13 protein-coding genes and 1 pseudogene are annotated in these 24,510 nt (G+C 67.0%); 9 read left to right on the forward strand and 5 right to left on the reverse strand.

What is annotated here, in order from left to right; all coding sequences use genetic code 11:
- Positions 1 to 3,986: 3,986 nt before the first annotated feature.
- A complete protein-coding gene (locus FDZ84_RS00180) occupies positions 3,987 to 15,380 on the reverse strand; it encodes a hypothetical protein (protein WP_168584072.1) in 11,394 nt (3,797 codons plus the stop codon).
- A gap of 186 nt (positions 15,381 to 15,566) precedes the next feature.
- Between FDZ84_RS00180 and FDZ84_RS00185 the strand changes: the two genes are divergently transcribed.
- From FDZ84_RS00185 to FDZ84_RS40435, 3 genes and pseudogenes are all read left to right on the forward strand, one after another.
- Positions 15,567 to 15,812, forward strand: a complete 246-nt coding sequence (locus FDZ84_RS00185) for a hypothetical protein (protein ID WP_168584073.1) — start codon at positions 15,567 to 15,569, stop codon at positions 15,810 to 15,812.
- Positions 15,813 to 16,456: 644 nt separating this feature from the next.
- A pseudogene (locus tag FDZ84_RS00190) lies at positions 16,457 to 16,796 on the forward strand (GAF domain-containing protein); the annotation flags it as partial.
- Positions 16,797 to 16,904: 108 nt separating this feature from the next.
- Positions 16,905 to 17,402 carry a nucleoside monophosphate kinase gene (locus FDZ84_RS40435; RefSeq protein WP_168584174.1) on the forward strand — a complete coding sequence of 166 codons (498 nt, stop codon included), beginning with the start codon at positions 16,905 to 16,907 and terminating at the stop codon, positions 17,400 to 17,402.
- A 681-nt stretch (positions 17,403 to 18,083) separates the two neighbouring features.
- Here the strand turns inward: FDZ84_RS40435 and FDZ84_RS00200 are convergent.
- Complete coding sequence (locus FDZ84_RS00200; protein WP_210435374.1) at positions 18,084 to 18,455, reverse strand: zinc ribbon domain-containing protein; 372 nt, start codon at positions 18,453 to 18,455, stop codon at positions 18,084 to 18,086.
- Positions 18,455 to 18,955 carry a DUF6314 family protein gene (locus FDZ84_RS00205; protein WP_246868703.1) on the reverse strand — a complete coding sequence of 167 codons (501 nt, stop codon included), beginning with the start codon at positions 18,953 to 18,955 and terminating at the stop codon, positions 18,455 to 18,457. The genes FDZ84_RS00200 and FDZ84_RS00205 overlap by 1 nt, the downstream gene beginning before the upstream one ends.
- Before the next feature lie 129 nt (positions 18,956 to 19,084).
- Between FDZ84_RS00205 and FDZ84_RS00210 the strand changes: the two genes are divergently transcribed.
- Positions 19,085 to 19,282, forward strand: a complete 198-nt coding sequence (locus tag FDZ84_RS00210; protein WP_168584175.1) for a hypothetical protein — start codon at positions 19,085 to 19,087, stop codon at positions 19,280 to 19,282.
- Between the two features lie 84 nt (positions 19,283 to 19,366).
- On the opposite strand, the gene FDZ84_RS00215 is transcribed toward FDZ84_RS00210, so the two are convergent.
- Together FDZ84_RS00215 and FDZ84_RS00220 are read right to left on the reverse strand one after the other, a co-directional pair.
- Positions 19,367 to 19,759: an SsgA family sporulation/cell division regulator gene (locus FDZ84_RS00215; protein ID WP_246868704.1), complete on the reverse strand. Its 393-nt coding sequence runs from the start codon at positions 19,757 to 19,759 to the stop codon at positions 19,367 to 19,369.
- 647 nt (positions 19,760 to 20,406) lie between these two features.
- Positions 20,407 to 20,550, reverse strand: a complete 144-nt coding sequence (locus FDZ84_RS00220) for a hypothetical protein (RefSeq protein ID WP_168584177.1) — start codon at positions 20,548 to 20,550, stop codon at positions 20,407 to 20,409.
- 246 nt (positions 20,551 to 20,796) lie between these two features.
- Between FDZ84_RS00220 and FDZ84_RS00225 the strand changes: the two genes are divergently transcribed.
- The 5 genes from FDZ84_RS00225 (at position 20,797) to FDZ84_RS00245 (ending at position 24,273) form a co-directional block, all read left to right on the forward strand.
- Positions 20,797 to 21,468 carry a TetR/AcrR family transcriptional regulator gene (locus FDZ84_RS00225; protein ID WP_246868705.1) on the forward strand — a complete coding sequence of 224 codons (672 nt, stop codon included), beginning with the start codon at positions 20,797 to 20,799 and terminating at the stop codon, positions 21,466 to 21,468.
- A complete protein-coding gene (locus FDZ84_RS00230) occupies positions 21,465 to 21,842 on the forward strand; it encodes an MFS transporter (RefSeq protein ID WP_246868706.1) in 378 nt (125 codons plus the stop codon). The genes FDZ84_RS00225 and FDZ84_RS00230 overlap by 4 nt, the downstream gene beginning before the upstream one ends.
- A 116-nt stretch (positions 21,843 to 21,958) precedes the next feature.
- Positions 21,959 to 22,357, forward strand: a complete 399-nt coding sequence (tnpA, locus tag FDZ84_RS00235) for an IS200/IS605 family transposase (RefSeq protein WP_168584178.1) — start codon at positions 21,959 to 21,961, stop codon at positions 22,355 to 22,357.
- 4 nt (positions 22,358 to 22,361) lie between these two features.
- Complete coding sequence (locus FDZ84_RS00240; protein ID WP_168584179.1) at positions 22,362 to 23,579, forward strand: RNA-guided endonuclease TnpB family protein; 1,218 nt, start codon at positions 22,362 to 22,364, stop codon at positions 23,577 to 23,579.
- Positions 23,560 to 24,273 (forward strand): hypothetical protein, encoded by a 714-nt coding sequence (locus tag FDZ84_RS00245; RefSeq protein WP_246868707.1) that lies wholly within the window; start codon positions 23,560 to 23,562, stop codon positions 24,271 to 24,273. Before FDZ84_RS00240 ends, FDZ84_RS00245 begins: the two co-directional genes overlap by 20 nt.
- Positions 24,274 to 24,510: the final 237 nt, after the last annotated feature.

Raw genomic sequence — 24,510 nt, forward strand, 5'->3', positions numbered from 1 at the left:
CCTCCCCTGAAACCCCCGCCAAATCCTCCGCGCCCAACACCACACGCCGGCCATCCACCACATCCGGCAGCGACCCCCTCGACCCACCCTGCCCGTACTCCGCGTCGCCGCCACGCGGCTCAGACCCCCCTCCACCAGAGGCTTCAACTCACCGAAGGGGACGGGCTCCACATCGGACAGCTGTGCTGGTCCGGACCCGCCGTCTGTCGGTTGGTTTGGCGGTTTGCCGTCGTTGGAGGAATCGCTTGGCCGTTCGATCCGATCCGTTCCATCGGACAGTCCGGTCAGATTGGTCAGATTGGTCTGGGTTCGATCGATTCGATCCACCGGGCGGCTGCTACCAGAATCCGAGCCGGGCGAACCCCCGATCGACCGGGCACCACCATCAGTGGAGTTATCCTGGTTCCTCCCCACACCAGGCCGAGCCTGACGACGAAGCGCACCGTCCTCACCAGTGGAGACAGCATCGCCGTCCACAACAGACCCCGTGGAGCGCATAGAGCTCCCGGACGGCATCTCCTTTCCGCCCACGCGCTTAAGCCGATCCAGCAACCCTGGCTGTTCCTTCTCCATGAAGGTATCGAATTCGTCGCTCACCGCGTCATCGATCGCGGCACCCGCCACATGCGCATCGCCAGTGGGAGTGCCAGCGCTCGGCTCGGCATCCCACGCAGAAGCCCCCGGGCCGTCGACCTGACCAGCCGGTACCTCACCACCGTCACCGCCGAACACCCGACGGAGACCATTCTCACCGAGAAAAGCGATCTCAGTCAGCCACGATTTGAACCGCTGCTCGGAGTCCGGACTCCCGCGCCCGAACGTTCCCGCACCCCCACCACCATCGCTCCCGGTGGAACCCACCACATCCTCGGTGGACTCCGACCGCGCAGCGGTCGCCGGATCACCCGACACATCCCCAGTGAACTCCGGCCGCACATCCCCACCCAGTGCGGGCACCCCGCCCGCATCACCGACCGATTCGGACCCCGCACCCCGGCCCGTCCCCGGCCCGGGCCCGGCGCCCGCACTCACCGCCGTCAAGGCCACCAACATACGGGCCAGTCTGTTCCGTTCCTGCGCGATCTCACCGTCCCCGTCTCCACGCATCATGTGATAGGCCAGCACGCTTACAGCTTGCGGCGAGCCATTAAATGGCTTCCCCAATGTTATGGATGCGCCGTCCAACAAGATTTTCCGTTCCGGGCCAGACAATTCCTCCAACCCCACATTGGCCTCATAGCTCGACCAAAGCAGTTCCCGCTCCGCAGCAGCACGACTCGACAAGCTCGCCAGGCCACGCCATTCCTTCTCGACCGCCCGCATCCCAGGCAACCCGTCCTTGACCCACTGCAGATCCTCTGCGGTCCAGGCTCCCTGCCGTACCATGCGTTTCGCAACGTCGACGTCCCGTTTACGCTCACCGTCCGGATCGAATCCCGGCATCGCTTCCAGATGCAGTTCCATCCGGCCCGCCAACTCGGCCACCTCCGCGATCCCGGCGAGGTTACCGAGCCGCTCCCGCCGCACCGACTCCGGCAAATCGAGCACTCGCTGCAACCGGCCATCCAGCGCCGCCTGCACCGGCCCACCGAGAATGACGTCGGCGGACGCCGGCTGCAAACCCTCCCCCGGCGACGCGGGCGCTGAGGAATCATCGCTATCACTGTCGTCGGCCGCGGAGGCGCTCAGGTCGTCAGGCTGAGCCCACCAAGCCACAGCATCGCCCGCGGCTGCCATCACACCCAGCGTCAACGTCGACCCGGGATGGATCCTACGGCCATCACCCTGGACCGCGTCCACGAAATAATGCGCCGGCCCGTCTTTAAAGAAATAACCAGAGGCCAGGAACGCATTCGTCGCATCCTTGCCCGTCACATACGCTGCCCGCGGGGCATCCTGCGAGGTCTCTCGCCACGGGGTCGCCGACGGCACCTTCAGTACAAGGAAATGAACGTCGTCCCCCGCCCACTGCCCCATGAACTCCCGCACGGCATCGGGGCCACCGGTCAGCCGGGGCTGCGGGACAACACCCCCGGTCGCGGCCTGGAACTGCTCACTCGCCGCGCCTCCCACAACCCGCCGCAACACACCAGAATGCAGCATGCCTTTCCCGGCACGGACGCTATCGGCGATCTGATCCAGCAACTCCGTGGCCGCCTTCGGACCCGGGTCGGGAATCACGATGCCCGATCCCTCCACCATGGCCTTCGCGATCTCATTGCCCAGCAGAACCTGAACAACGATGTAATTGACCGAAGCCCTCAGCGACCTCCCCAGCCCATCGAGGACCTCTCGCGATTCGGGCCGCAGAGACGGAACTGAGGCCGTCACCTTCTTCCACTGTTCCCAAGCCTCGGCCGGGAACTTCTTCCACTGCTCCCAAGCCTCGGCCGGGAACTCCTCGCTTCCCTTCTTGGCATCGGCCCACGCGAGACGGCGCTCAGCCTCCCGTATCCAGTTCTTGCTCCAACCCAACCGCCTGGACGGCGCTGGCGGGACGAGCCCATCCCGGATAGCCCGCAGGACAGCCAGGCGCAGCTTCGCAGGCTCCCCCGCGGGGGGCTCGCGGACGCCCGCCAGCCACCCCCATACCTCCGACTCGTGTCCAGGAGACGAGACGGAGGTGTCGGTCACCTCGAGCGCTCGGCCCGGACCGAGGTAACGCACCAGCTCCGAGCTCGGGAGCCGGGCAGCCTCGCGCATCCACCGCAGATGGTTCGGGGCGGGCTGTTGGCTGCCGTCCCGCCACCTCTGAGCCGTGGACTCGTTAACTCCGGTCACCAAGGCCGCGCGGGCCGTGCCGAGGCGAGCCACCAATTCCCCATCCGGGACTCCCGCCGGAACAGCACCCCCGGCGACGTAGTCCACCACATCGCCCAGAGTCCACGGCAGCAAACCCTCCATGGCCGGCAAACCGAGAACCGTTTCCGCGGCGGTAAGTTCCTTCCCCTGCGAGGCCCTCTGCACGTCCCCCCCGGGGTCCGGCTGCCCTTGCGAGGCCACCTGCACGCCCCTCCGGGGGTCCAACTCCCCCTGCAAGGCCATCTCCCAGCCCAGCTGCTTCAGGGGACCCAGGCCCAGCTCCCGCAACCGGTCAGCCAGCGCGACCGCCCCTTCCGGCCCGCCGAACGCCGCGAGAAACGTGTCCAGCAAGATCCCACGCACCACCGCACGATCACCGCCACGGCCAAGACGCAACGCGCTCACGTCGTCCGGACGAACGCCGATCGCCCGGGCGACCTGCCAGTACTCACCGAAGAAGCGCGTGAGGTAGTCAAACTCACGACCGTCCAGGGCGTGCACCAACTCCTGCAGCACGTTCAGCTCCCGCCGACTGGGCTGCCGGCCTGACACACCGGCACGCTGCGGTGCCGGACCGCGGAACACCGGCACCTCCACCCGGATATCGGGCCCGCTCCCGGCACGCACCACCTCGTCCAGACCACCGAGCCCGGCCACCTCTCGCCGCAGTTCCTCGCGGTACTTGTCCGCGCTGCGGGGGCCACCCCGTGGGGCACGCTCTTCCTCGCCCCACCTCCCCAGCCGACGGCGGCGATCGGCCAGGCGCACCATGAGCTCTCCCAGAGCACGCAACCGCTCCTCGGTCCGCTGACCGTCCGGCAGCAGGCCTTTGACCAGACGCTTGACCTCCTCCCGCCCGCCATAGGTGCTGACCACCGACCCGATGATCGCCCGGCGCAACGCCTCGGCATGCCCTTCGGGCAAGTAGGACCACATCCGCCACACCCGCGCCGTGGCCTCATCCACCCCCAACACCTGAGCCAGATACCGGCTCTCACGCACCGACGGGTTGACCATATTCATCAACTCCGCAGGCCGCCCCTCATCCTGCAAAGCCGCGAACAACCCCTCCCATTCGACCTCACGGCCACGACGCCACAACCCCGGATCCGCCAGCCCGTACTCCACCCTGCCACCAGCCGAATCCACCACATGCACAAAGAACTCCACCGACTCCCCGACGTTCACCAACCGGGTACCCGGCGGCAAAACCCGGTCCGGATCCAGATGCGGCGGCACCACCCCCCATTGTGTTGCCCCACCTTGGGGGGCAACAGGCCCCACAAGTCCTCCAGCCGCGTGGCGCTATCCGGCCTCGCCCCTGGCGAGGCGTACTCGCCCATCACATTCCAGGCGTCGATGACCTCCTCGACCAACACCGTTGGATCCGACGACTGCCCCCTGCCGCGGGTTTCCCACTTCGTCTTCCACTTCCTCACCACCACCGCACGGTCCGCAACGCCCAACCAGTCCAGCCGCATCCGCAGGTGCGCCAAGACGTTGTGACCATCAACGTCGGCCAGCCTCGGCTCCGCAGGCACTCCCGTCGCCGCCTGGAAAGCCTCCAGCGCCGCGCGCCCCTCCTCAGAAACCCCCGCCAGCTCCCCCGCGCCCAGCACCGACCGGCCATCCACCACATCCGGCAGCGACCCCCGTGACCCATCCCGCCCGTACTCCGCGTCGCCGGCACGCGGCTCAGACCCCCCCTCCACCGAAGGCGTCAGCGGCGCCAGAGGCTTCAGCTCACCGAAGGGCACCCGGCTGGAATCCACACCGGACAGCCGTGCCGGCCCGGCTCCGGCCTGGATGACCGGCTCGCTGCGCCGCGTACGCAGCATGTCCGCCAGCGCCCCGGAAAACTCCACCACCTCGGCCCAGTGCTCCCGGCCAAGGTCGTGGTACCTGGCCGCGACCAGCGCCACCACATCCTCCAGCGGCACGACAGCAACCCCGCGAGCCAACGCCGCGACGTCATGCGCGATCCACACAATCTGCCCGGCCGTCTCCTTTTCGTCGCTGGACAGGTCCAGCTCCAGCTCCTTCGCCTCGGCGATCGCGCGGACCAGATCCTCCTGCGTCCACTGCCCCACCGGTATCCGACTGGTATCCCGTACCGTGCCCGCCCCGGCACCGGGCGTGGTCGACGCGGGCTGTCCCTCCCCAGCAGCCTCCGACCTCGCCTGGGCAGACCCCGTCCCGGTAGCCGATGCCTCACCCCCGGCCACCGTCTCGCCACCAGAGGCGGCCGGAACCAACGCGGGCTGCAACGAGGGCGCCGTTTCGATCGCAGCCGGATCCGGACCCGGCTGCCCCGTAAGACTGGAAGAGATGCGGCCGGATACGGGACCGCCGAAACCGCCAGGATCCGCCCGTTCCTGGCCCGCACCACCAGGTTCGCCGCCAGCGGCGGAGGCGGAGGTGGCCTCGCCCGGCCCCACACCAGGCCAGGACAGACGACGACGTTTCACACCAGCGGAATCAGCAGGGTCAGCCGAATCAGCGGAGGTGCGTCGCTTCCCCTCGCCGGTCGCTTCCCTTGCCCGGGACGCCAAGTCTTTCCAGGCCTTCTCGGCCTCCCGCAGCCCAGGCAAACTATCCGCGACCGTCTGCAGATCCGTTGAGGTCCAGGCTCCCTTCCGGAGCATGCGTTTCGCAGCTTCGAGGTTGGATGCGTGCTCACCGCCCGGATCGAATCCCGGCCGCATCACCGTCAAATGCCGCTGCATCCAGCCCGCCAACTTGGCCAGCTCCGCAATCCCCGCCAGCTCCGCAATACCAGCCAGGTTACGGTCCAACCGCACCGACTCGGACTCCGGCGCATCAAGCGACCCCGCCACCCGCGGCAACCGTCCATCCAGCCACGCCACCAGCTCCGGCCCACCCAATCCGCCATGCTCAGCCCACCAAGCCACATCATCGCCCGCGCCCGCCACCACCTCCGACGACACCGACTCGGGATCGATCTTTCTGTCATCACCCTGGACCGCGTCCACGAAATAATGCGCCGACTCGTCTTCAAAGAAGTCACCAGAGGCCAGGAACGCAGTCGCGTCGTCACCCTTCACATACACCGCCCGCGGAACATCCTGCGGGGTCGCCGACGGCACATCCTGCGGGGTCGCCGACGGCACATCCTGCGGGGTCGCCGACGGCACATCCTGCGGGGTCGCCGACGGCACATCCTGCGAAGCCGCCAGCGGCACCCTCAACACAAGGAAATGAACACCGCCCCCCGCCGACTGTTCCATGAACCCCCGCACCGCATCACGACCACCGGTCAGCCGAAGCTGCGGGACAACACCCCCCGTGGCCCCCTGGAACTCCGCACTCGCCGCACCTCCCACCACCCGCCGCAACACACCAGAATGCAGCAAACCCTTCGCCGCGCGGACATGATCGGCGATCTGCTCCAGCAACTCCGTGGCCGCCGCCTCAGAACCCGGGGCAGGAATCACAATGCCCGAGCCCTCCACCATGGCCCTCGCGTACGCATTGCCCAGCAGCACCTGAACAACGATGTAATTGACCGAAGCCCTCAGCGACTTCCCCAGCCCATCAATGACCTCTCGATATTCGGGCCGCAGAGACCGAAGTGAGTTGTTCACCTCCTGCCACTGTTCCAGGGCGCCGGACGGGAACTCATCCCCCTTCGTGGCATCAGCCCACGCGAGACGGCGCTCAGCCTCCCGAATCCCGCTCTCGCTCCACACCACCCGCCTCAACGGCTGCGGCCACTGCATGACCCCGTCGGTGATAGCCCGCAGAGCACCCTGGTGCAGCTTCCCAGCTAGCTCCGCGGAGGGCTCGCCGACGTCCGTCAGCCACCCCCATACAACGGGCTCGGACACCACGCCGCTGTCAGTCACCTCGAGTGCCCGGCCCGGGCCGAGGTAGCGCACCAGCTCCGAACCCGGAAGCCGGGCAGCCTCGCGCATCAGCCGCTGTTGGAACGGGAGGGGCTGGCTACTGCCGTCCAGCCACGCCTGCAACGTGGAATCGTCAACTCCGGTCACCTTGGCCGCTCGGGCTGCGCCGAGGTCGCGCACCACTTCCTCATCCGAGACGTCGGCGGGAACAGCAGCTCCGGCGACGTAGTCCACCACCCCGGGAAGAGTCCAATCCCACCAACCCTGCGTGGTCGGCAAACCGAAAACCTTGTCCGCGGCGGTAGCTGCCCTCTCCGGCTGCCCGTGCGCGAACAACCGCACGCGCCTCAGGCGGGTCAGCTCCCGCAATCGGTCCTCCACCGCGACCGCGCCTTCCGGCCCGCCGAACACCGCGAGAATCGTGTCCAGCACGATCCCGCGCATCACCGCACGATCGCTGGGACGGCCACGACGCCACTCTTGCACGTCTCCCGCAGAAACGCCGACCGCATAGGCAATGTCCCAGAAGTCGCCGAGGAAGCGCTTGAGGTAGCCAAGCTCATCACCGTCCAGGGTTTGCGCCAGCTCGTGCAGCACGTTCAGCTCCCGCGGACTGGGCCGCCTGCCTGGCTCACCGGCACTCTGCCGTGCCGGACCGCCCAGGTCGCGTTTCACCTGGCTGTCGGGCTTGCTCGCGGCGAGCACCACCTGGTCCAGGCCACCGAGCCCGTCCACCTTGCGCCGCAGCTCGTCGCGGTACTCATCCGCGCTGGGGGTGTCAATCGTTACCTCGCCCCACCTCTCCAGCCGACGGCGGCGATCGGCCAGGGTCATCATGAGCTCACCCAGAGCCCGCAACCGCTCCTTGGTCCGCTGACCGTCCGGCAGCAGGTCTTCGACCAGTGTCTTGACCTCCTCCCGCCCGCCATAGGTGCTGACCACCGACCCGATGATCGCCCGGCGCAACGCCTCCGCATGCCACCCTTCGGGCAGGTGCGACCACATCCGCCACACCCACGCCGTGGTCTCATCCACCCCCAACGCCTGAGCCAGATACAGGTCCCGGTACACCCCCGGGTTGACCATACCCATCAACCCCGCCGGCCCCTCATCGTTTAGGGCCGCGAACAACCCCTCCCATTCGACCTCACGGCCACGACGCAACAACCCCTGATCCGCCAGCCCGTACTCCACCCTGACACCAGCCGGATCCACCACATGCACGAAGAACTCCACCGACTCCCCGATGTTCTCCAACGAGGTACCCTCCGGCAATTCCCCGTTCGGATCCAGACGCGGCGGCACCCTCCGCAACACCTCCGGCGCCCCCTGGGTCAGCGGGGCCCACAAGTCGTCGGGCCGGTTGGCGCCATCCGGCCTCCCTGGCGCGTTCTCGCCCATCACATACCAGACGTCGACGCCCTCCTCCACCAACTCCCGACCGTCCACATCCGACAACAACTTGCGGGCTCTCCACGTCGTCGTCCGCTTCTTCACCACCACCGCACGGTCCACAACACCCCACCAGCCCAGCATCTCCAGGGACGCCAGGACATGGTGACCATCAACCTCGGCGTGACCATCCACCCCAGCCAATCTCGGCCGTGCGGCCACTCCCGTCGCTTCCACGAAAGCCTCCAGCGCCGCCTGCCCCTCCCCTGAAACCCCCGCCAAATCCTCCGCGCCCAGCACCACACGCCGGCCATCCACCACATCCGGCAGCGACCCCTCCCCGCCACGCAGCTCAGACCCCCCCTCCACCAGAGGCTTCAGCTCACCGAAGGGCACCCGGCGGGAATCCACATCGGACAGCTGTGCCGGCCCGGCCCCGGCGTGGATGACCGGCTCGCTGCGCCGCGTACGCAGCAAGTCCGCCAGCTCCCCGGAAAACTCCACCACCTCGGCCCAGTGCTCCCGGCCAAGGTCGTGGTACCTGGCCGCGACCAGCGCCACCACATCCTCCAGCGGCACGACGGCATCCCGGCGAGCCAACGCCACGACGTCATGTGCGCGCCGCACAATCTGCGCCGCCTTCGCCTTTTCGTCGCTGGACAGGTCCAGCTTCTTCGCCTCGGCGATCGCGCGGACCAGATCCTCCTGCGTCCACTGACCCACCGGTATCTCACTGGTATCCCGTACCGTGCCCGCCCCGGCACCGGGTGTGGTCGACGCGGGCTGTTCCTCCCCAGCAGCCTCCGACCTCGCCTGGGCAGACCCCGTCCCGGTAGCCGATGCCTCACCCCCGGCCACCGTCGTGCCACCAGAGGCGGCCGGAACCAACGCCGGCTGCAACGGGGGCGCCGTTTCGATCGCATCCGGATCCGGATCCGGCTGCCTCGTAGGACTGGAAGAGATGCGGCCCGGTGTGGGACCGCCGAAACCGCCAGGATCCGCCCGTTCCGGGCCCGCACCACCAGGTTCGCCGCCAGCGGCGGACGCGGAGGTGGCCTCGCCCGGCACCACACCAGGCCAGGACAGACGACGACGTTTCACACCAGCGGAATCAGCAGGGTCAGCCGGATCAGCGGAGGTGCGTCGCTTCCGCTCGCCGGTCGCTTCCCTTGCCCGGGACGCCAGGTCTTTCCAGGCCTTCTCGGCCTCCCGCAGCCCAGGCAAACTATCCGCGACCGTCTGCAGATCCGTTGAGGTCCAGGCTCCCTTCCGGAGCATGCGTTTCGCAGCTTCGAGGTTGGATGCGTGCTCACCGCCCGGATCGAATCCCGGCCGCATCGCCTTCAGGTGCTGTTCCATCCAGCCCGCCAACTCGGCCACCTCCGCGAGCCCGGCGAGGTTACCGAGCCGCTCCCGCCGCACGGACTCCGTCAAATGAAGCACTCGCGGCAACCGGCCATCCAGCCACGCCTGCACCGGCCCCCCCAGAATGACGTCGGCGGCCGTCGGCGGCGAACCCTCCCCCTGAGACACGGGCGCTGCGGAACCATCGCCATCACTGTCGGCCGCGGGGGCGCGCAGTCGGCCAGGCACAGCCCACCAAGCCAAGGCATCGCCCGCGGCCGCCATCACACCCAACGACAACGTCGACGCGGGATCGATCCTTCTGCCATCACCCCGGACCGCGTGCAGGAAATAATGCGCCGGCCCGCCTTCAAAGAAGTCACCAGAGGGAAACGTATTCGGGCCGTTGCCGTTCACATACACTGCCTGCGGGACATCCTGCGAGGTCTCTCGCCACGGGGTCGCCGGCGGCATCCTCAGCACAAGGAAATGAACGTCGTCCCCAGCCCACTGCTCCATGAACTCCCGCACGGCATCGGGGCCACCGGTCAGCCGGGGCTGCGGGACAACACCCCCGGTCGCGGCCTGGAACTCCTTACTCGCCGCACCTCCCACCACCCGCCGCAACACACCAGAGTGCAGCATGCCGTCCGCGGCGCGGACGCTGTCGGCGATCTGCTCCAGCAACTCCGTGGCCGCCTTGGGACCCGGGTCGGGAATCACGATGCCCGAGCCCGCCACCATGGCCTTCGCGATCTCATTGCCGAGCAGAACCTGAACAACGATGTAGTTGACCGAAGCCCTCAGCGACTCCCCCAACCCATCGATGACCTTTCGCGATTCGGGCCGTAGAGACCGAACTGAGTCCTTCACCTTCTTCCACTGTTCCCAAGCCTCGGACGGGAACTCGCCTCCCTTTGTGGCATCGGCCCACGCGAGACGGCGCTCAGCCTCCAGTATCCAGCTCACGCTCCAACCCAACCGCCTGGACGGCGCTGGCGGGACGAGCCCGTCCCGGATAGCCCGCAGAGCACCCTGGCGCAGCTTCCCAGCTTCCCCCGCGCGGGGCTCGACGAACCCCATCAGCCACTGCCATACACCCGACTCGTCGCTACCAAGCCAGACGGTGTCGGTCACCTCGAGTGCTCGGCTCGGACCGAGGTAGCGCACCAGCTCCGAGCTCGGGAGCCGGGCAGCCTCGCGCATCCGCTGCAGATACTCCGGCTCGGGCTGTTGGCTGCCGTCCAGCCACCTCTGAGCCGTGGACTCGACAACTCCGGTCGCCAAGGCCGCTCGGGCCGTGCCGAGGCGAGACACCAATTCCCCATCCGGGACTCCCGCCGGAACAGCACCCCCGGCGACGAACTCCACCAGATCACCCAGAGTCCACGGCAACAAATCATCCATCAGCAAAAAGAGAACCGTCTTCGCGGTTTGCGGGTCCGGCAGCCGCTGCGAGGCCACCTGCATGCCCCTCCGAGGGTCGAGCTCCCCCTGCAAGGCCATCTCCAAGCCCAGCTGCTTCAGGGGGCCCAGGCTCAGCTCCCGCAACCGGTCAGCCAGCGCGACCGCCCCTTCCGGCCCGCCGAACGCCGCGAGAAACGTGTCCAGCAAAACCCCGCGCATCACCGCACGATCGCCGCCGCGACGCCACTCATCATCGCCGATCGCCTCGGTGACCAGGCCATCCGTACCGAAGAAGCGCGGGAGGTAGTCAAACTCACGACCGTCCAGGGCATGCACCAACTCACGCAGCACGTTCAGCTCCCGCCGGCTGGGCTGCCGGCCTGACACACCGGCACGCTGCGGTCCCGGACCCTCAAGCACCACCCGGTCCAGGCCACCGAGCCTGTCCACCTCTCGCCGCAGCTCGGCGTGGTACTGGGCCGCGCTGCGGGGGACACCCGGTTGGGCACGCCGTTCCGCGCCCGACCTCCCCAGCAGACGGCGGCGATCGGCCAGGCCCACCATGAACTGCCCCAGAGCGCTCAACCGCTCTTGGTACCGCGCACCGGCCGGTACCAGGTCTTCGACCAGTGCCTTGACTTCCTCTCGCCCGCCGTAGGTGCTGACCGTCGACCCGATGATCGCCCGGCGCAACGCCTCGGCATGCCCTTCGGGCACGTGCGACCACATCCGCCACACCCGCGCCGTGGCCTCATCCACCCCCAACACCTGAGCCAGATACCGGCTCTCACGCACCCCCGGGTTGACCATATCCATCAACTCCGCAGGCCCCTCCTCCTGCAAAGCCGCGAACAACCCACCCCATTCGACCTCACGGCCACGACGCCACAACCCCGGATCCGCCAGCCCGTACTCCACCCTGCCACCAGCCGGATCCACCACATGCACGAAGAACTCAAACGACTCCCCGATGTTCTCCAAGTCGGCGTCATCGGACGAAAACTCCCTGTTCGGGTCCAGATGCTCCGGAACCGTCGCCTGATCCGGCGCCCCCTCGGTCAGGGGGCCCCACAAGTCCTCCGGCCGCATGGCGCCATCCGGCCTCGCCCCTGGCGCGTACTCGCCCATCACATACCAGGCGTCGATGCCCTCCTCCACCAACTCCCGACCGTCCAGATCCGACGACCACGAGTGGACTCTCCACGTCGTCTTCCGCTTCCTCACCACCACCGCACGGTCCGCAACGCCCAACCAGTCCAGCCACATCCGCAGGTACGCCAGGACGTTGTGACCATCAACGTCGGCCAGCCTCGGCGCCGCAGGCACTCCCGTCGCCGCCTGGAAAGCGTCCAGCGCCGCGCGCCCCTCCTCAGAAAGCCCCGCCAAATCGTCCGCACTCAGCACCCCACGCTGGTCATCCACCACATCCGGCAACGACCCACGTGACCCATCCCGCCCGTCTTCCGCGTCGCCGCCACGCGGCTCAGACCGCCCATCCACCGGAGGCTTCAGCGGCTTCAGCTCACCGAAGGGCACCGGGGCGGGCTCCACACCGGACAGCCGTGCCGGCCCGGCCCCGGCCTGGATGACTGGCCCGCTGCGCCGCGTACGCAGCAAGTCCGCCAGCGCCCCGGAAAACTCCACCACCTGATCCCGATGATCATCGCCGAGGTCGTGGTACTTGGCCGCGACCAGCGCCACCACATCCTCCAGCGGCACGACAGCATCCCCGCGAGCCAACGCCGCGCCATCATGCGCGCGCCACGCAATCTGCCTCGCCGCGTCCTTTTCCTCGCTGGACAGGACCAGCTTCTTCGCCTCGGCGATCGCGCTGGCGAGTTCCGACGGCGTCCACTGACCCACCGGTATCCGACTGGTATCCCGCACCGTGCCCGTCCCGGCATCGGGCGTGGTCGCCGTGGGCTGTCCCTCCCCAGCCACCGACCTCTGCTGGGCAGACGTCGTCCCGGCAGCCGGTGCCTTACCCCGGGCCACCGTCTTGCCACCGGCGGCCGGGACCGTTGCCGAGGCGTCCGCCAGACCGGCCACGCCCCCACTCCGCCCGGCGGCGAGCACCGTGGCACCAGGCCCGGCCAGCGGCTTGGGAGGAGAACCATCCGCAGGGAACACTGTTAACTGCGGCTCGCGCCCGGCCTGTCCCGGCGTCATCGCGACAACGTTGCGCCTTATCTCCTGCGCCAGCGCCGACCCCTGACCCGATGGCACCACCACACTCGCGTTCGGATCGCTGTCGGACACCAGCAGCACAGGCCCGCCCGTGGAACCCGCGGCACCCTGCACGAACTCCGCCAACCTGCCACCAGCAGCCACCTCCGCGGTCACCGGCACCTGCACCGTGTCCGCCGGCAAGCCCGCCGGCAGCACCGCCGCCGGATCCCGATGCAGAGACGGCGCCGCCGGCGCCCCCTCCCCCGGCAGCGTCACCGAATCCGGCGACACCACCGCCTCGTCCTGGCGATGCGCATCCCGCCGCCCCGCAACCGAGTCCACACCGGGATCCCCATCGCGGCCGGTCACCCCACCCGACGCCCCCTGATGCCCCGCAGGCACACCACTGCCGGCGTCCGCAGCAGACCCGGACCCGACAGTCCCCGGGCGCGAGGGATCCCCGGGCACACCACTGCCAGAGCCCACGACAGACCGGGACCCGGCAGTCTCCGACACCTGATGCCCCGCAGGCACACCACTGCCGGACTCCACGACAGACCCGGGCCTGCCGGTCTCCGGGCGCGGGGGATCCGCGGGTACATCGGACGCATGTGGGATCACCGTCGGGGAATCCGGTGTCTTCGAGGCAGACACCTCCAGCGGCCGCTTCCCAGGCACGGCCTGATCGCCACCGGCAACCGGACTGTACGGCGGCGGCGGTGTGCCCGGCCGGTCCGGACCAACACCCGATACCCCACCGGAATGTGCGGGTAGCGGTGTGCCCGGCCGGTCCGGGTCAACACCCGGTACCCCACCGGAATACGCCGGTGGGGGTGTGCCCGGCCGGTGCTGCCCGGCACCCGGCGCCACCGGAACATCACCGGCCGCGTCCCTGCCCGGCACACTGCCATCGGCACCCCGCTTACCGTCCGTGCCGTCCGTGCCGTCCTTACCGTCCTTACCGTCCGTGCCGCCCACGACAACGGCTGACACCACAGCGGAAGCGGGCACCACCAGGCCATCATCAGAAGGCACCGACACCGCCGCCGAATCCACCGACCCGGTATCCGAGAACACAGAGTCCACATCAGACACACTCGAGGAATCCGACCCGGCCCCGGAACCCGAGCCAACCCAGCCATCCGATTGCGAGGCATCCGAGGCATCCGATTGCGAGGCATCGGATGGGATGAACGTGCTGTCCTTGTCCGGGGAGCCAGGGATGTCCCCTGGCTGCGACCCGGACCCTGCCCCCGGCAGCGGGGTCTTCTCCCCACCGGACCCGCCACCATCGTCGCTGCCGTCCCCGCCCCCGCCGGTGCCCTCGAGGTATGGGCTCGGGCCTTCCGGGTGCAGCTTGCCCCGCAACGCCAAACCCGCCAGATTGCCCACACCGCTGAACACCGTCTCGAACAAACCCGCCGTCAAACTAAACGGGTTCCAGGTCACCTCCTGGCCCGTGGCCGCCAAATATCCCGCCTCCCCGAAAAACTCCGACAACGCGTTCTCCACCGCCTCCCCCACGCTATGCCCGAACCGCGCCCACCACATCGTCCCCACCGACATCCCCGCATAGTCATCCAGGCTCTTGCCCACCGCGTCCGCGAACTTCGCCATCGCCGACACCGGATACAACTCCGCGTGCTCGGCCACCGCTTTCTTCGCCGCCGCCTCCAGAATCGCCGCGTCCACGTCATCGCCCAGGCCCTTCACCAGGACCTTCGTCAACATGTTGCTGACCAGACCGCCCACCGCCGACAACGGCAGCGCCACCAACGCCGAGAACGCCCCCATCCCCGCCGCCTGCTCGGTCAGCGTCCTATCCCACTTCTCAGCCGATTCCTCACCCAGCATCTGCAGCTGGGCCGGCACGTCCGGCAGCACGTTGAACACCACACCACCAGCCGCCATCATCGCCAACCGCATGAACAACTGCCCCCACCACGTCGTCAACAAAAACCGCATCACCGCCATCCGCGCCGCCAGCCACAACAGCGACGCACCAGCGGTCGCCCCCGCAAACTGCATCGCCCACGCCATCTCTATCCACAGCAATTGCAAGCTATAAATCGTCACCAACTTCAGATACCGCACCTGCTGCGACGTCTTCCGCACGAACGCCGCTAAATCCAGTAACCCCGCCTGTCCCGAGGACAACAACCCATCAAAAATCCCCAACCCGTCCGCGAACCGGTCCGCCGCTTTCCCCGAAAACTCCGTCCGCACCTTCCCCACCAACTCCGCCACCAACGCCCGCACCTCACCCAGCTCCGCCGCACCCGACTCCAACGCATCCGCCACCGCGAACAACACACCCTCATCCGCATCCGTCATGTCCTCACCGGTCAACACCTGAAAAAGCCGCCGCACCCCCTCCGGCACCATGATCGACGAAAACATCACACCCACCCCATCCGCAAACCAGCGCCTAGAAAGCCTTGAGCCGCCCCGGTCCGTCCCCGGGTTTCATCTGTGGGGAAGAAAAGAGTCGTGTCTCGTTCGAAGAAGCACCCGCCGGAGTCACGTGAGCGGGCTGTCCGAAAGGTTACCGAGACTCGCGGGGAGCATGCCCCGCAGCGGTCAGCGATGCAGGCGCTGGCCGATCCACCGGGTGTTGGGACAGCCGAGACGGTGCGCAGATGGGTTCGCCACAGCGAGACCGACACCGCGGCGCGTGCGGGTGTAGCGTCCGAAAAGTCAGCGGAGTCGCAACGGCTACGCCGGGAAAATACGGAAGTCAAGCGCGACAACGCGATTCTCAAGCGCGACAACGCGATTCTCACGGCGGCGTCGGCTTTCTTCGCGACCGAGATCGCCCCGCCACATCGCTGATCACGGAGTTCATTGCAGAACACCACGACCTCCGCAAGACGCGCCTGCGGTGGCGCGTCGAGCCGACCCGTGCCGCGTTCCTGAACTAGGTACGAAAGCCCGACGCCCCGCACAGCTGTCCCACAAGTAAAGGTCCCCAGCCCCACCTGGGCGATCAGTCTTGTGCGAGGTTGGCGAATCCAGTCGAGAAACCTGTCCGTGACATCAGGAAACGGATGTGGGGCTGCCAGCAGAAACCAACGTTTCTGACCAAGCATCGCCCCTCACCACTTCTCGTCATGCGCGCATTCAACGTCGCACACGCAACATCGGAACGATGTTGCCAGACAACACCGCATTCCGCCACGGAAGTCCGACAAGTGTGCCCCTTTAACCCGGGTGAGAGAAGAAAAGAGGCATCGGCCTCGCTCCGACACCGAGCTTGTTCGTGACCTCCATCGCGACCGGTGCAGGGTGCCGTTGCCGCAGGTCGGGTGTCGTGAGTGCGAAAACGGGCTCCAGCCGGTTTTCGCACTCACGACTGGTGACCAGGCACGATGGCTCTACACATGGGCTCGTCAACAGGCTTCGAGGCTCGCCAGTCAGCAATGTCTTGCCACACTGGTCATCGCCCGGCCTTCTCCCGCAGCTGCGGCGTGGCCGCACTAGTGATCGTGACCGACCGGGACGGCTTGATCCTCTGGCGCGAGGGCAATGCCCGAGGTCGCGCGGCGCGCCGACCGGGTGCGGCTGGCAGAAGGAACCCGCTGGTCGGTGAGCGCCATCGGCACCAACGCGATGGGCACCACGCTCGCCGTCGGTAAACCGGTGCAGATCTACTTCGCCGAGCACCTGGTTCGCACCCATCACAACTGGACGTGCGCGGCCAGTCCCATTCGCGACCCGGATATGGGTGAGATCCTCGGCTCGGCGGACATCAGCGGACCGCTGCGCACCGTTCACCCGGCGATGGTCGCCCTGGTCACTGCCGCCGCGGCAACAGCAACACGATGCGGCCACTGTTGCCGGGCGCTATGGAGGGTGAGACGAAGATGACGTGGACCGAAAACCAGCCGCACGACCACGGAGGCGAAGCGAGACGTCCACCGACGCGTGATCCTCATCAGACCTCCTGGGGCGGGCAAGGGAACCCAAGCGCACACCCTGGCAACCCAACTCGGCGTTGCCCACATCTCCACCGGAGACCTCTTCCGTCGCCACGTCGGTAGCCGAACCGTTCTCGGCGAGCGGCTCAAACGCTCATGGTCCGGGGGCGAGCTGGTTGCCGACGAGATCACGCTGGAGACGGTGCGCGATTGCCTCACGAAGGCAACGCCGCCGGTGACTTCCTGGTCGACGACTTCCCCCGCACCGTCGAGCTGGCCATGTTCCTGCAACAGCTCCTCCGGCAATCGGGAACCGACAATCGACGCGGTCCTGGAAATGCACGTCGGCGAGGACGAAATCGTGCGTCACCTCGGTCGGCGAACGTGCCGGGAATGCGGTCGCAGTTGGCACGTCGAGTTCAATCCGCCCCACGTGGAAGGCTCGTGCGATGCGTGCGGCAGCGCGTTGGCCCGCGATCAGCGCTGTCGGCACAGCAGACCATAGTGGACACTCCTGACCTGAAACCTGCAACGAGACTGCAACGGCGTAAGCGGCGGGGCGACAACGAAGCCTCACCGCGAAGTCCCGGCCTCGCCTGCTGCCGGGCATCAGTGGCGGGACTGACCATCGCACGATGCCCTTGTTCACCCCAGACGGAGGGCCATACGTACATGAATCGTGGCGGGGACAAACACGTATGCCTACCATGTGACCCATGCCACATTCCTTTCCGTTCGCGTCGGGGAGAGCTGCGAATGCGGCGGATGGTGTCGGAAAACCTGGCCATACGCCTTCTCGAGGTGCTACCGCGCCCATTCGCGCTTTCCGGCCGGCGAATACATCCCGGTGCTGAAAAGGAGCCACCGCAATGGATCTTTCTACCGCTACCCTTCTCACAGCAGGCCAACGGCAGCCCGTGGACAGCGACCACGAGCCGGTCGAGCTAGCCTCACCCGCCTGCCGCAGGCAAACAGACGCTCCGGCCGTCGCCAAGTTCGATGAGAGCCACATTGTCCGTGGCTACGACTGACTGACCCGGCTACGGCATGGTCTATAACGAGTCGAGGCAAATGGTTCTTGCTACGCAGTCGTGTTCGCACGTGACAACTCGACCGTTGACTGCTTCCCCGCGTGAAGGCGGGAATTGTTCGTCCCTCGTCTCCTGGCGTAGTGGGGATTCCTGGCTCAGGCAGCCTCCCGAGGCAGCGCCTCGGGAGGTCTTCCGCCCTCGACACCGGCCGGGTACAGCCCAGCCCGGCCCAGCATCACACGCGCGGAGTTCTTGTCTCTGGGACAGACGTGTCCGCACGCGGTACAGGTATAGGTTCGTCCCGACAGCGGCAGCGCGTGCTTGGTTCTCGCCCCGCACTGCCCGCAGTCCATCGTCGTGCGCTTCCGATCGACAAGCACCACCAGGCGGCCGTGCTTGGGCTTCATCATGATCAGTTCGTTCTGCGTGGCCGAGATCGCGGCATCAGCCGCTTTCCTGGCCATCGTGGTCTTCGCGAGAAACCTCGGGCGGAAGTCCTCGACCGCGATCGCATCGTGATCGGTCACTACACGCAAGGCCCAGGTACGGGCTGTGTCCTGACGCTGGCGGGCGACCTTCGCGTGCACTGCATGCGTCGGAACGCAGTGGTGGACGTATAGCTCTTGGCCGGGCCGGCGACCGTCCACACCTGCCACCAGACATCCGGGCCGTGGATGACGAACTCGCCCAGGTAACGATCATCGCGGCAGGGATGGCGGACCGACCACCGACCGTCGCGCAGATCGAGATCGTGGAAGAAGCCGCCGTGGTCGAAATGCACGTCGGCCAGCCCCGGGCCACGCACCCGGAAACGAAGGACCCGTGTCGCCGGTCCCCGGTGCTCCCCCATGACCAGCGTTCCACGCTCCTGGTAGACGAGCGCGTCGTCGTCAGGGGTGAAATCCGCAACGCCGGTGAACACCGCCAGACCCGCACCGGCGGAATCGACGATCTTCCGGTCCAGCTCCCACCGTCCGGCGAAGTAAGCGACGAGGTCGATGACCCGGAAGTCGGTTGCGGTGCGCACGGAGTCCACCTGTGCATTCTGCCGCACCAAGCGCCGAGATCGGGCTCTATCCACCAAATCCGGTCAAGGTGACAGCGCCGTCGTCACCCGGGTGGGGCGCAATTTCGCGAGAAATTGACGTTCACCCGGGTGAACGCCGGGCTGCCGCACTCCCGGCCGAGATCGGCAGGAGCAGCGGCGACCGTCGTCGCTCTGGCGCGCCTGGTCACCGTCGTCCGCTACCACCACCTTGACGCCGAGATCCGCACGCAGGTCCGTGGCGGTTTCATCGTGTTGTGTGGCCGGTGCGTGGCGTTGTCGTGGGTCCACGCAGGAGCCAAGAACTGACACGAACAATGGAGCTGCCAGGAATTTGACTACCGGCTTTGACCATCCAGCGGTAGACCTATGTGACAATTGGTTGAATATGTCTCAATCGTGCTCGGCGGGACTTCGGTCATTCCGCTGATCGTTCAGGAGCACTTTGCTCAACACATCATCGACGCTCAGCCACCGGTGTTCATCGCCGGATGCAATGACGGCATAGGTGTCGTTCAAGAATCGTGCCAGCACATCAGCCCTCGTTTCGAAGACGCCCTGTACCGACGGGGTGGTCAGCGCGATCACCACGAGCTCAGGGTTGTCGGGTCGAGGGCTGATGCGGACGTTGCCTTCCCCGCTGCGGCTTACCAGCCCGGCGGAGAGGAGGTCGCGGGCGATCATCCAGTGAGCTCGGCTGTTCCGGCCGGGATTGAAGATCATGCCCACCGCGTACGGATCGCGCGTGTCGTACCGCAGTTCAAGTTGGATCGGCGTGCTCGCCACTGGTGGGGTCGCCAGGTCGAAGATCGTGCCGAAGCGGATGATCAGCCTGTGGTTCCTAACCATCAGATGCACTCCTGAAGCATCGAATCCCCATCAAACGCAGCATGGTGGTTCCCCGCAACCACGTCTGCTTCGCCGCCTCGTCAGCTTCACGCGCACCCCCAGGCACCGCGCTCGTCAAGACCGGCGAACCAACAGGACAACAATATTTCCCCGACTTCCGGTCACGACGACACTCGCGCTCCACAGGGGAGTCCCGGGCAGCGAGCATGCCCGGATGAACCTCCTCGATTCCCCGAAGCATCCCCGCTCTTCTGGACAGCCGAAAACGCAGAGTTCAACGAGAAGCACTCCCCGCAATCTGATATAGGCCCACAATGGCTCACTTCCGAGCCCAGTGCAGCCGAAGCTCACAGCCGGAGGAATAGCAGCGATACCCGACAGGGTCGGCAAAGAAGCCGTGAGAATCCGGGCCGCCAAAGGTAATCGGGTCCCATCGGTCCCGTCGACCGTTCGCGGTGTTTATTCGGCTACTCGATGAGCTTGCAAACGACACCGGGCGCAGCGAGCTCAACGCAGCCATACAGAATGAATCCCCGACGACGGGAACTGCGTATGATCACCAAGGGCGGCGGCACCTCAGTGCTTTACTGCCGTTGTGGCGCTGACCTGGTAGCTCGGTGACGGGCCGCGGTGCCGATGCCGCACTTCATCGAAAGTGCCTGCGCCAGGCGGTAGCCCATCCGGCCGGTGACGCCGCTCATCGGGATGCGGTAGGCGCGATCGGTCATGGTCGCGGCCTTCCTGTCTTCAACGTCTTCGACGATGTGGTGCTGGAGCGTCGGTTGCCGAGGTAGAGCTCGCCGAGCTACGGGTCGGCGAAGAGGTCGGATGCCGGGCCCGAGATGTGCCCGGCCAGGGTCGAGCACGCAGCCCAGGTCGGCGACGTCCAAAGCGCAAGCTGCGGGCGAATGCGTCCGAGCACACAGCGGGCTTCGGTGCACCTACCGGCCGAGAGTGCAATAATGCACTATGCCATGAATCGTGCAACAAACATCCGCAGCCGGCGTATGGCGGCGACCGCTGCGCAGGTGACTTCCCACGCCCGCAGGCTGACTGCGGAACGCGGTCTGTCCGGGTTCACCGTCGAGGAGGTCTGCGAACAGGTCGATATCTCCCGCCGCACCTTCTTCAACTACTTCGCTTCGAAGGACGACGCCGTCCTCGGAGTTCCGGCACGCGGCAATGACGACGACGCGCTCAAGGCCGGGTTCGTGGCGAGCGGTGACCCCACGAGCGGTGACCCCACGAGCGGTGACCCCGCGAACACCGGGCTCTCCCCGACCCTGCTCGACGACCTCGCCGAGCTGGCGGTGCAGCGCTGGGAGCGCTCGGACATCACGGCCGAGAGCATCCGCGAAGTCCTCACCGCGTTCGAACGCGAGCCCCGGCTCTTCACCCGGATCATCGAGAAGTTGCTGCGCGACGAGCAATCCGACGTGGAACTCGTCGAGCAGCGCGAAGGCCTCGCCGCAGGCGATCTTCGCGCCGGCGCCGCCGTGCAGCTCATCCGCACGCTCGCCAGGGCGACCGCGCGGGAATTCCTCACCCGGACGAACACCGACACCTTCGCGGAGATTCTCGCCCGCCGGCTCGCCGCCGCCCGCGCCCTCTTCGCACCGAATCCCGACCCCGAACGGAAATCATGACGGCCACCGCTCCCGCCCCTCTCCTGCTGACGCAGCGGCGGATCTGGATCATCTTCAGCGCGCTCATCGCGGGCATGCTGCTTTCGAGCCTCGACCAGACGATCGTCGCGACCGCCATGCCGACGATCGTCGGCGACCTCGGCGGCGTCGAGCACCAGGTATGGATCACGACCGCCTACCTCCTCGCGACCACGATCGTCATGCCGGTCTACGGCAAGTTCGGCGACGTCCTCGGCCGGCGCCGGCTGTTCCTCGTCGCGATCGCGCTGTTCACGCTCGCCTCGGTGGGCTGCGCGTTCGCCACCGACTTCTGGGCGTTCGTGGTGTTCCGGGCCATGCAGGGGCTGGGCGGCGGCGGGCTCATGATCAGGTAGACGTAGTGCGCAGACCCCCGGATTTATCCGTGGGGTTAGCACGTCAAGTCCGATCCTGACGTGCCCAGCGGTAACCCTGCCAACGTTAGATAGTTCGGCGCTGTATAGTTCTGGGTATGGCCGTCACGCTGCGATCGAACGCGAACATCACCTTTCAGTGCGCGTTCCACGTCGTGTGGTGCCCGAAATACCGGCGCCGGGTCATCGGTGGCCGGATGGAGGAACGCTTGAAGCAGCTCATCCGGGAAGTCGTCGAGGAGAAGGGGGCGTGGCTGGTGGAGCTGGAAACGATGCCGGACCACGTTCACCTTCTCGTCGAAGTCGACCCGCAGTACGGGGTGCACAAGCTGGTCAAAGCGATTAAGGGACGTTCGTCGCGGGTGTTGCGGGAAGAGTTCCCGTGGTTGCGGTCGAAGCTTCCGACGCTGTGGACCAACAGCTACTTCGTCGCGACGGTCGGCGGCGCACCGCTGTCGGTCATCAAGCGCTACGTCGAACAGCAGAAGGCCCGGTGAGCCGATGCTGACGGGACGTCGCTACCGCTTGAAGCTCACCACCGCGCAGGCCGCCCAGTGCGAGGAGTTCGGCAATATCTGCCGGGCAGTGTGGAACACCGCACTGGAACAACGCCGCGAGTACCGGCGGCGGGGGGCGTGGATGAACTACAACGAGCAAGCCGGACAGCTCGCCGACGCGAAAACCGAGCACGACTGGTTGCAGACCGTGCCGTCGCACATCCTCCAGCAGGCGTTGAAGGACCTGGACCGGGCGTGCCGCGACCACGGCACGTTCCGGGTTAAGTGGCGCGGCAAGCAGCGTTGGAACCCGTCGTTGCGGTTCCCGATGGGCAAGCTCATCGAGGTCGAGCGGCTGAACAAGCGGTGGGGACGGGCGAAGCTCCCGAAGCTGGGGTGGGTGCAGTTCCGCATGACCCGCCAGCTCGGCGGTGCCGTGCGGTCCGCGACAGTGTCCCGCGACGGCCAGGACTGGTTCGTGTCGTTCCTCGTCGACGACGGCGCCATCACCCCAGAACGGCACGCCGCACCCCACAGCGGCGTCGGTGTCGATCGTGGAGTCGCGGCAGCGGTAGCTACCAGTGACGGCAAGCTCATTGACCGCGATTTCGTCTCGCCTGGCGAGGATGAGCGTTACCGCGGGTTGCAGCAGAAGCTTTCCCGGCAGAAGCGGGGCAGCGCAAACCGTAAGAAGACGCTCGGCAAGATGCGCCGGTTGAAGCGGCGCGAACGCGACCGGCGAGCGGACTTCTGCTCGCAGGTCGCGGCCGAGCTCACCGACCGCAACGCGCTGGTCGTGCTGGAAGACCTCCGTACCCGGAACATGACCCGGTCGGCGAGCGGAACCGCCGGAGAACCCGGCCGGAACGTCGCCCAAAAGTCCGGCCTGAACCGCGCCATCCTCGACAAAGGCTGGCACAAGCTTGAACTGGCCCTGGGTAACGCTGCCCGCTATACCGGCAGCGAGATCGTGAAGGTGCCTGCTGCGTACACGTCGCAGACGTGCGCGGTGTGCCGTGCTGTGGACCCGGAAAGCCGTGAGAGCCAAGCGGTTTTTCGGTGTACCCAGTGCGGCCACACGGCGCACGCTGACGTGAACGCGGCGAAGAACATTCTCGCCGCCGGACGGGCGGTGACAGCCTGTGGAGACCTCGCCGTTAGGCGGTCCGTGAAGCAGGAACCGCAACCGGCGTTAGCGCTGGTTGGAATCCCCCGGCTTTAGCCGTGGGAAGGACGTCAACTGCGTCTACCTGTTCGTCGTCTTCGGCGCCGGCCTCGGGCTCATCATGCAGGTGGTCGTGCTGGTCGTGCAGAACGCGGTCCCCGCCGCCATGATCGGCACCGCGACCAGCACCAACAACTACTTCCGCGAGGTCGGTGCCGCGCTCGGCACCGCGGTGTTCGGCACGATCTTCACCACTCGCCTCACCGAGAATCTCACCGGCGTCTTCACCGCGTCCGGCGCCTCGGCGTCGGACGCCTCGACCGCCACCGCGACGCTCGATCCCCAGAAGCTGAGCCAGCTTCCCGCACCGGTGCGCGACGGCGTGGTCACGGCCTACGCCGATGCCCTCGCGCCCGTCTTCTGGTACCTCCTGCCGTTCATCGGCATCGCCTTCGTCCTCGCCCTGGTCCTCAAGCAGATCCCGCTCTCGGACGTCGCCGGGCTCGTCGCCCGCGGCGAAGCGATCGGCGGCGAGGAGGCAGAGCGGCTGGAGGCCGAGTTACGGAAGGCGCCGGCGGCCGGCTCGGCAGGCGGCGCCGCGAACCCGCGAACCCGCGAACCCGCGAACCACCAGGGGTTACTGACAGTTCCGGAGCCGGTGTCAATGGGTGACCGAGCGTGGTGTGGTGTATTGCTTGCTGACCGAGCGAAAGCCAAGCCCGGTCAACGGTTTTCCTGCGGCGGCAGGTGAAACACGTCAGGTACCGCGAGTTGCGTGGGAACCGGCCGCAAGGCCAAACGCACGCGGAGACCGTGTCAGACCAGCTTTCGTGCTGGCAGTGGTCGAAGAAGCGTGAAGGCCACCAGTCTTCCCGATCGTCGACGAGTAAGTCCAAATTCCTGCGGGCATGAGGCGAGGGCGTCCATGATCCGCAGCGAAGGTGCCGTGCGTGTTTTTGGGTGCTATGGCACCCACAAACGCTCACGG

This window comes from Saccharopolyspora sp. ASAGF58 (assembly GCF_012277335.1).
Classification (GTDB): Bacteria; Actinomycetota; Actinomycetes; order Mycobacteriales; family Pseudonocardiaceae; genus Saccharopolyspora; species Saccharopolyspora hattusasensis.

What these genes read in the sequence shown, in the direction of transcription:
- FDZ84_RS00220 (WP_168584177.1), bottom strand. Translation starts at nt 20,550, where the DNA reads ATGACCGATCGCGCCTACCGCATCCCGATGAGCGGCGTCACCGGCCGG.
- FDZ84_RS00240 (WP_168584179.1), top strand. Translation starts at nt 22,362, where the DNA reads ATGCTGACGGGACGTCGCTACCGCTTGAAGCTCACCACCGCGCAGGCC.
- FDZ84_RS00185 (WP_168584073.1), top strand. Translation starts at nt 15,567, where the DNA reads ATGCAGGCGCTGGCCGATCCACCGGGTGTTGGGACAGCCGAGACGGTG.
- FDZ84_RS00180 (WP_168584072.1), bottom strand. Translation starts at nt 15,380, where the DNA reads ATGTTTTCGTCGATCATGGTGCCGGAGGGGGTGCGGCGGCTTTTTCAG.
- FDZ84_RS00225 (WP_246868705.1), top strand. Translation starts at nt 20,797, where the DNA reads ATGAATCGTGCAACAAACATCCGCAGCCGGCGTATGGCGGCGACCGCT.
- FDZ84_RS00230 (WP_246868706.1), top strand. Translation starts at nt 21,465, where the DNA reads ATGACGGCCACCGCTCCCGCCCCTCTCCTGCTGACGCAGCGGCGGATC.
- tnpA (WP_168584178.1), top strand. Translation starts at nt 21,959, where the DNA reads ATGGCCGTCACGCTGCGATCGAACGCGAACATCACCTTTCAGTGCGCG.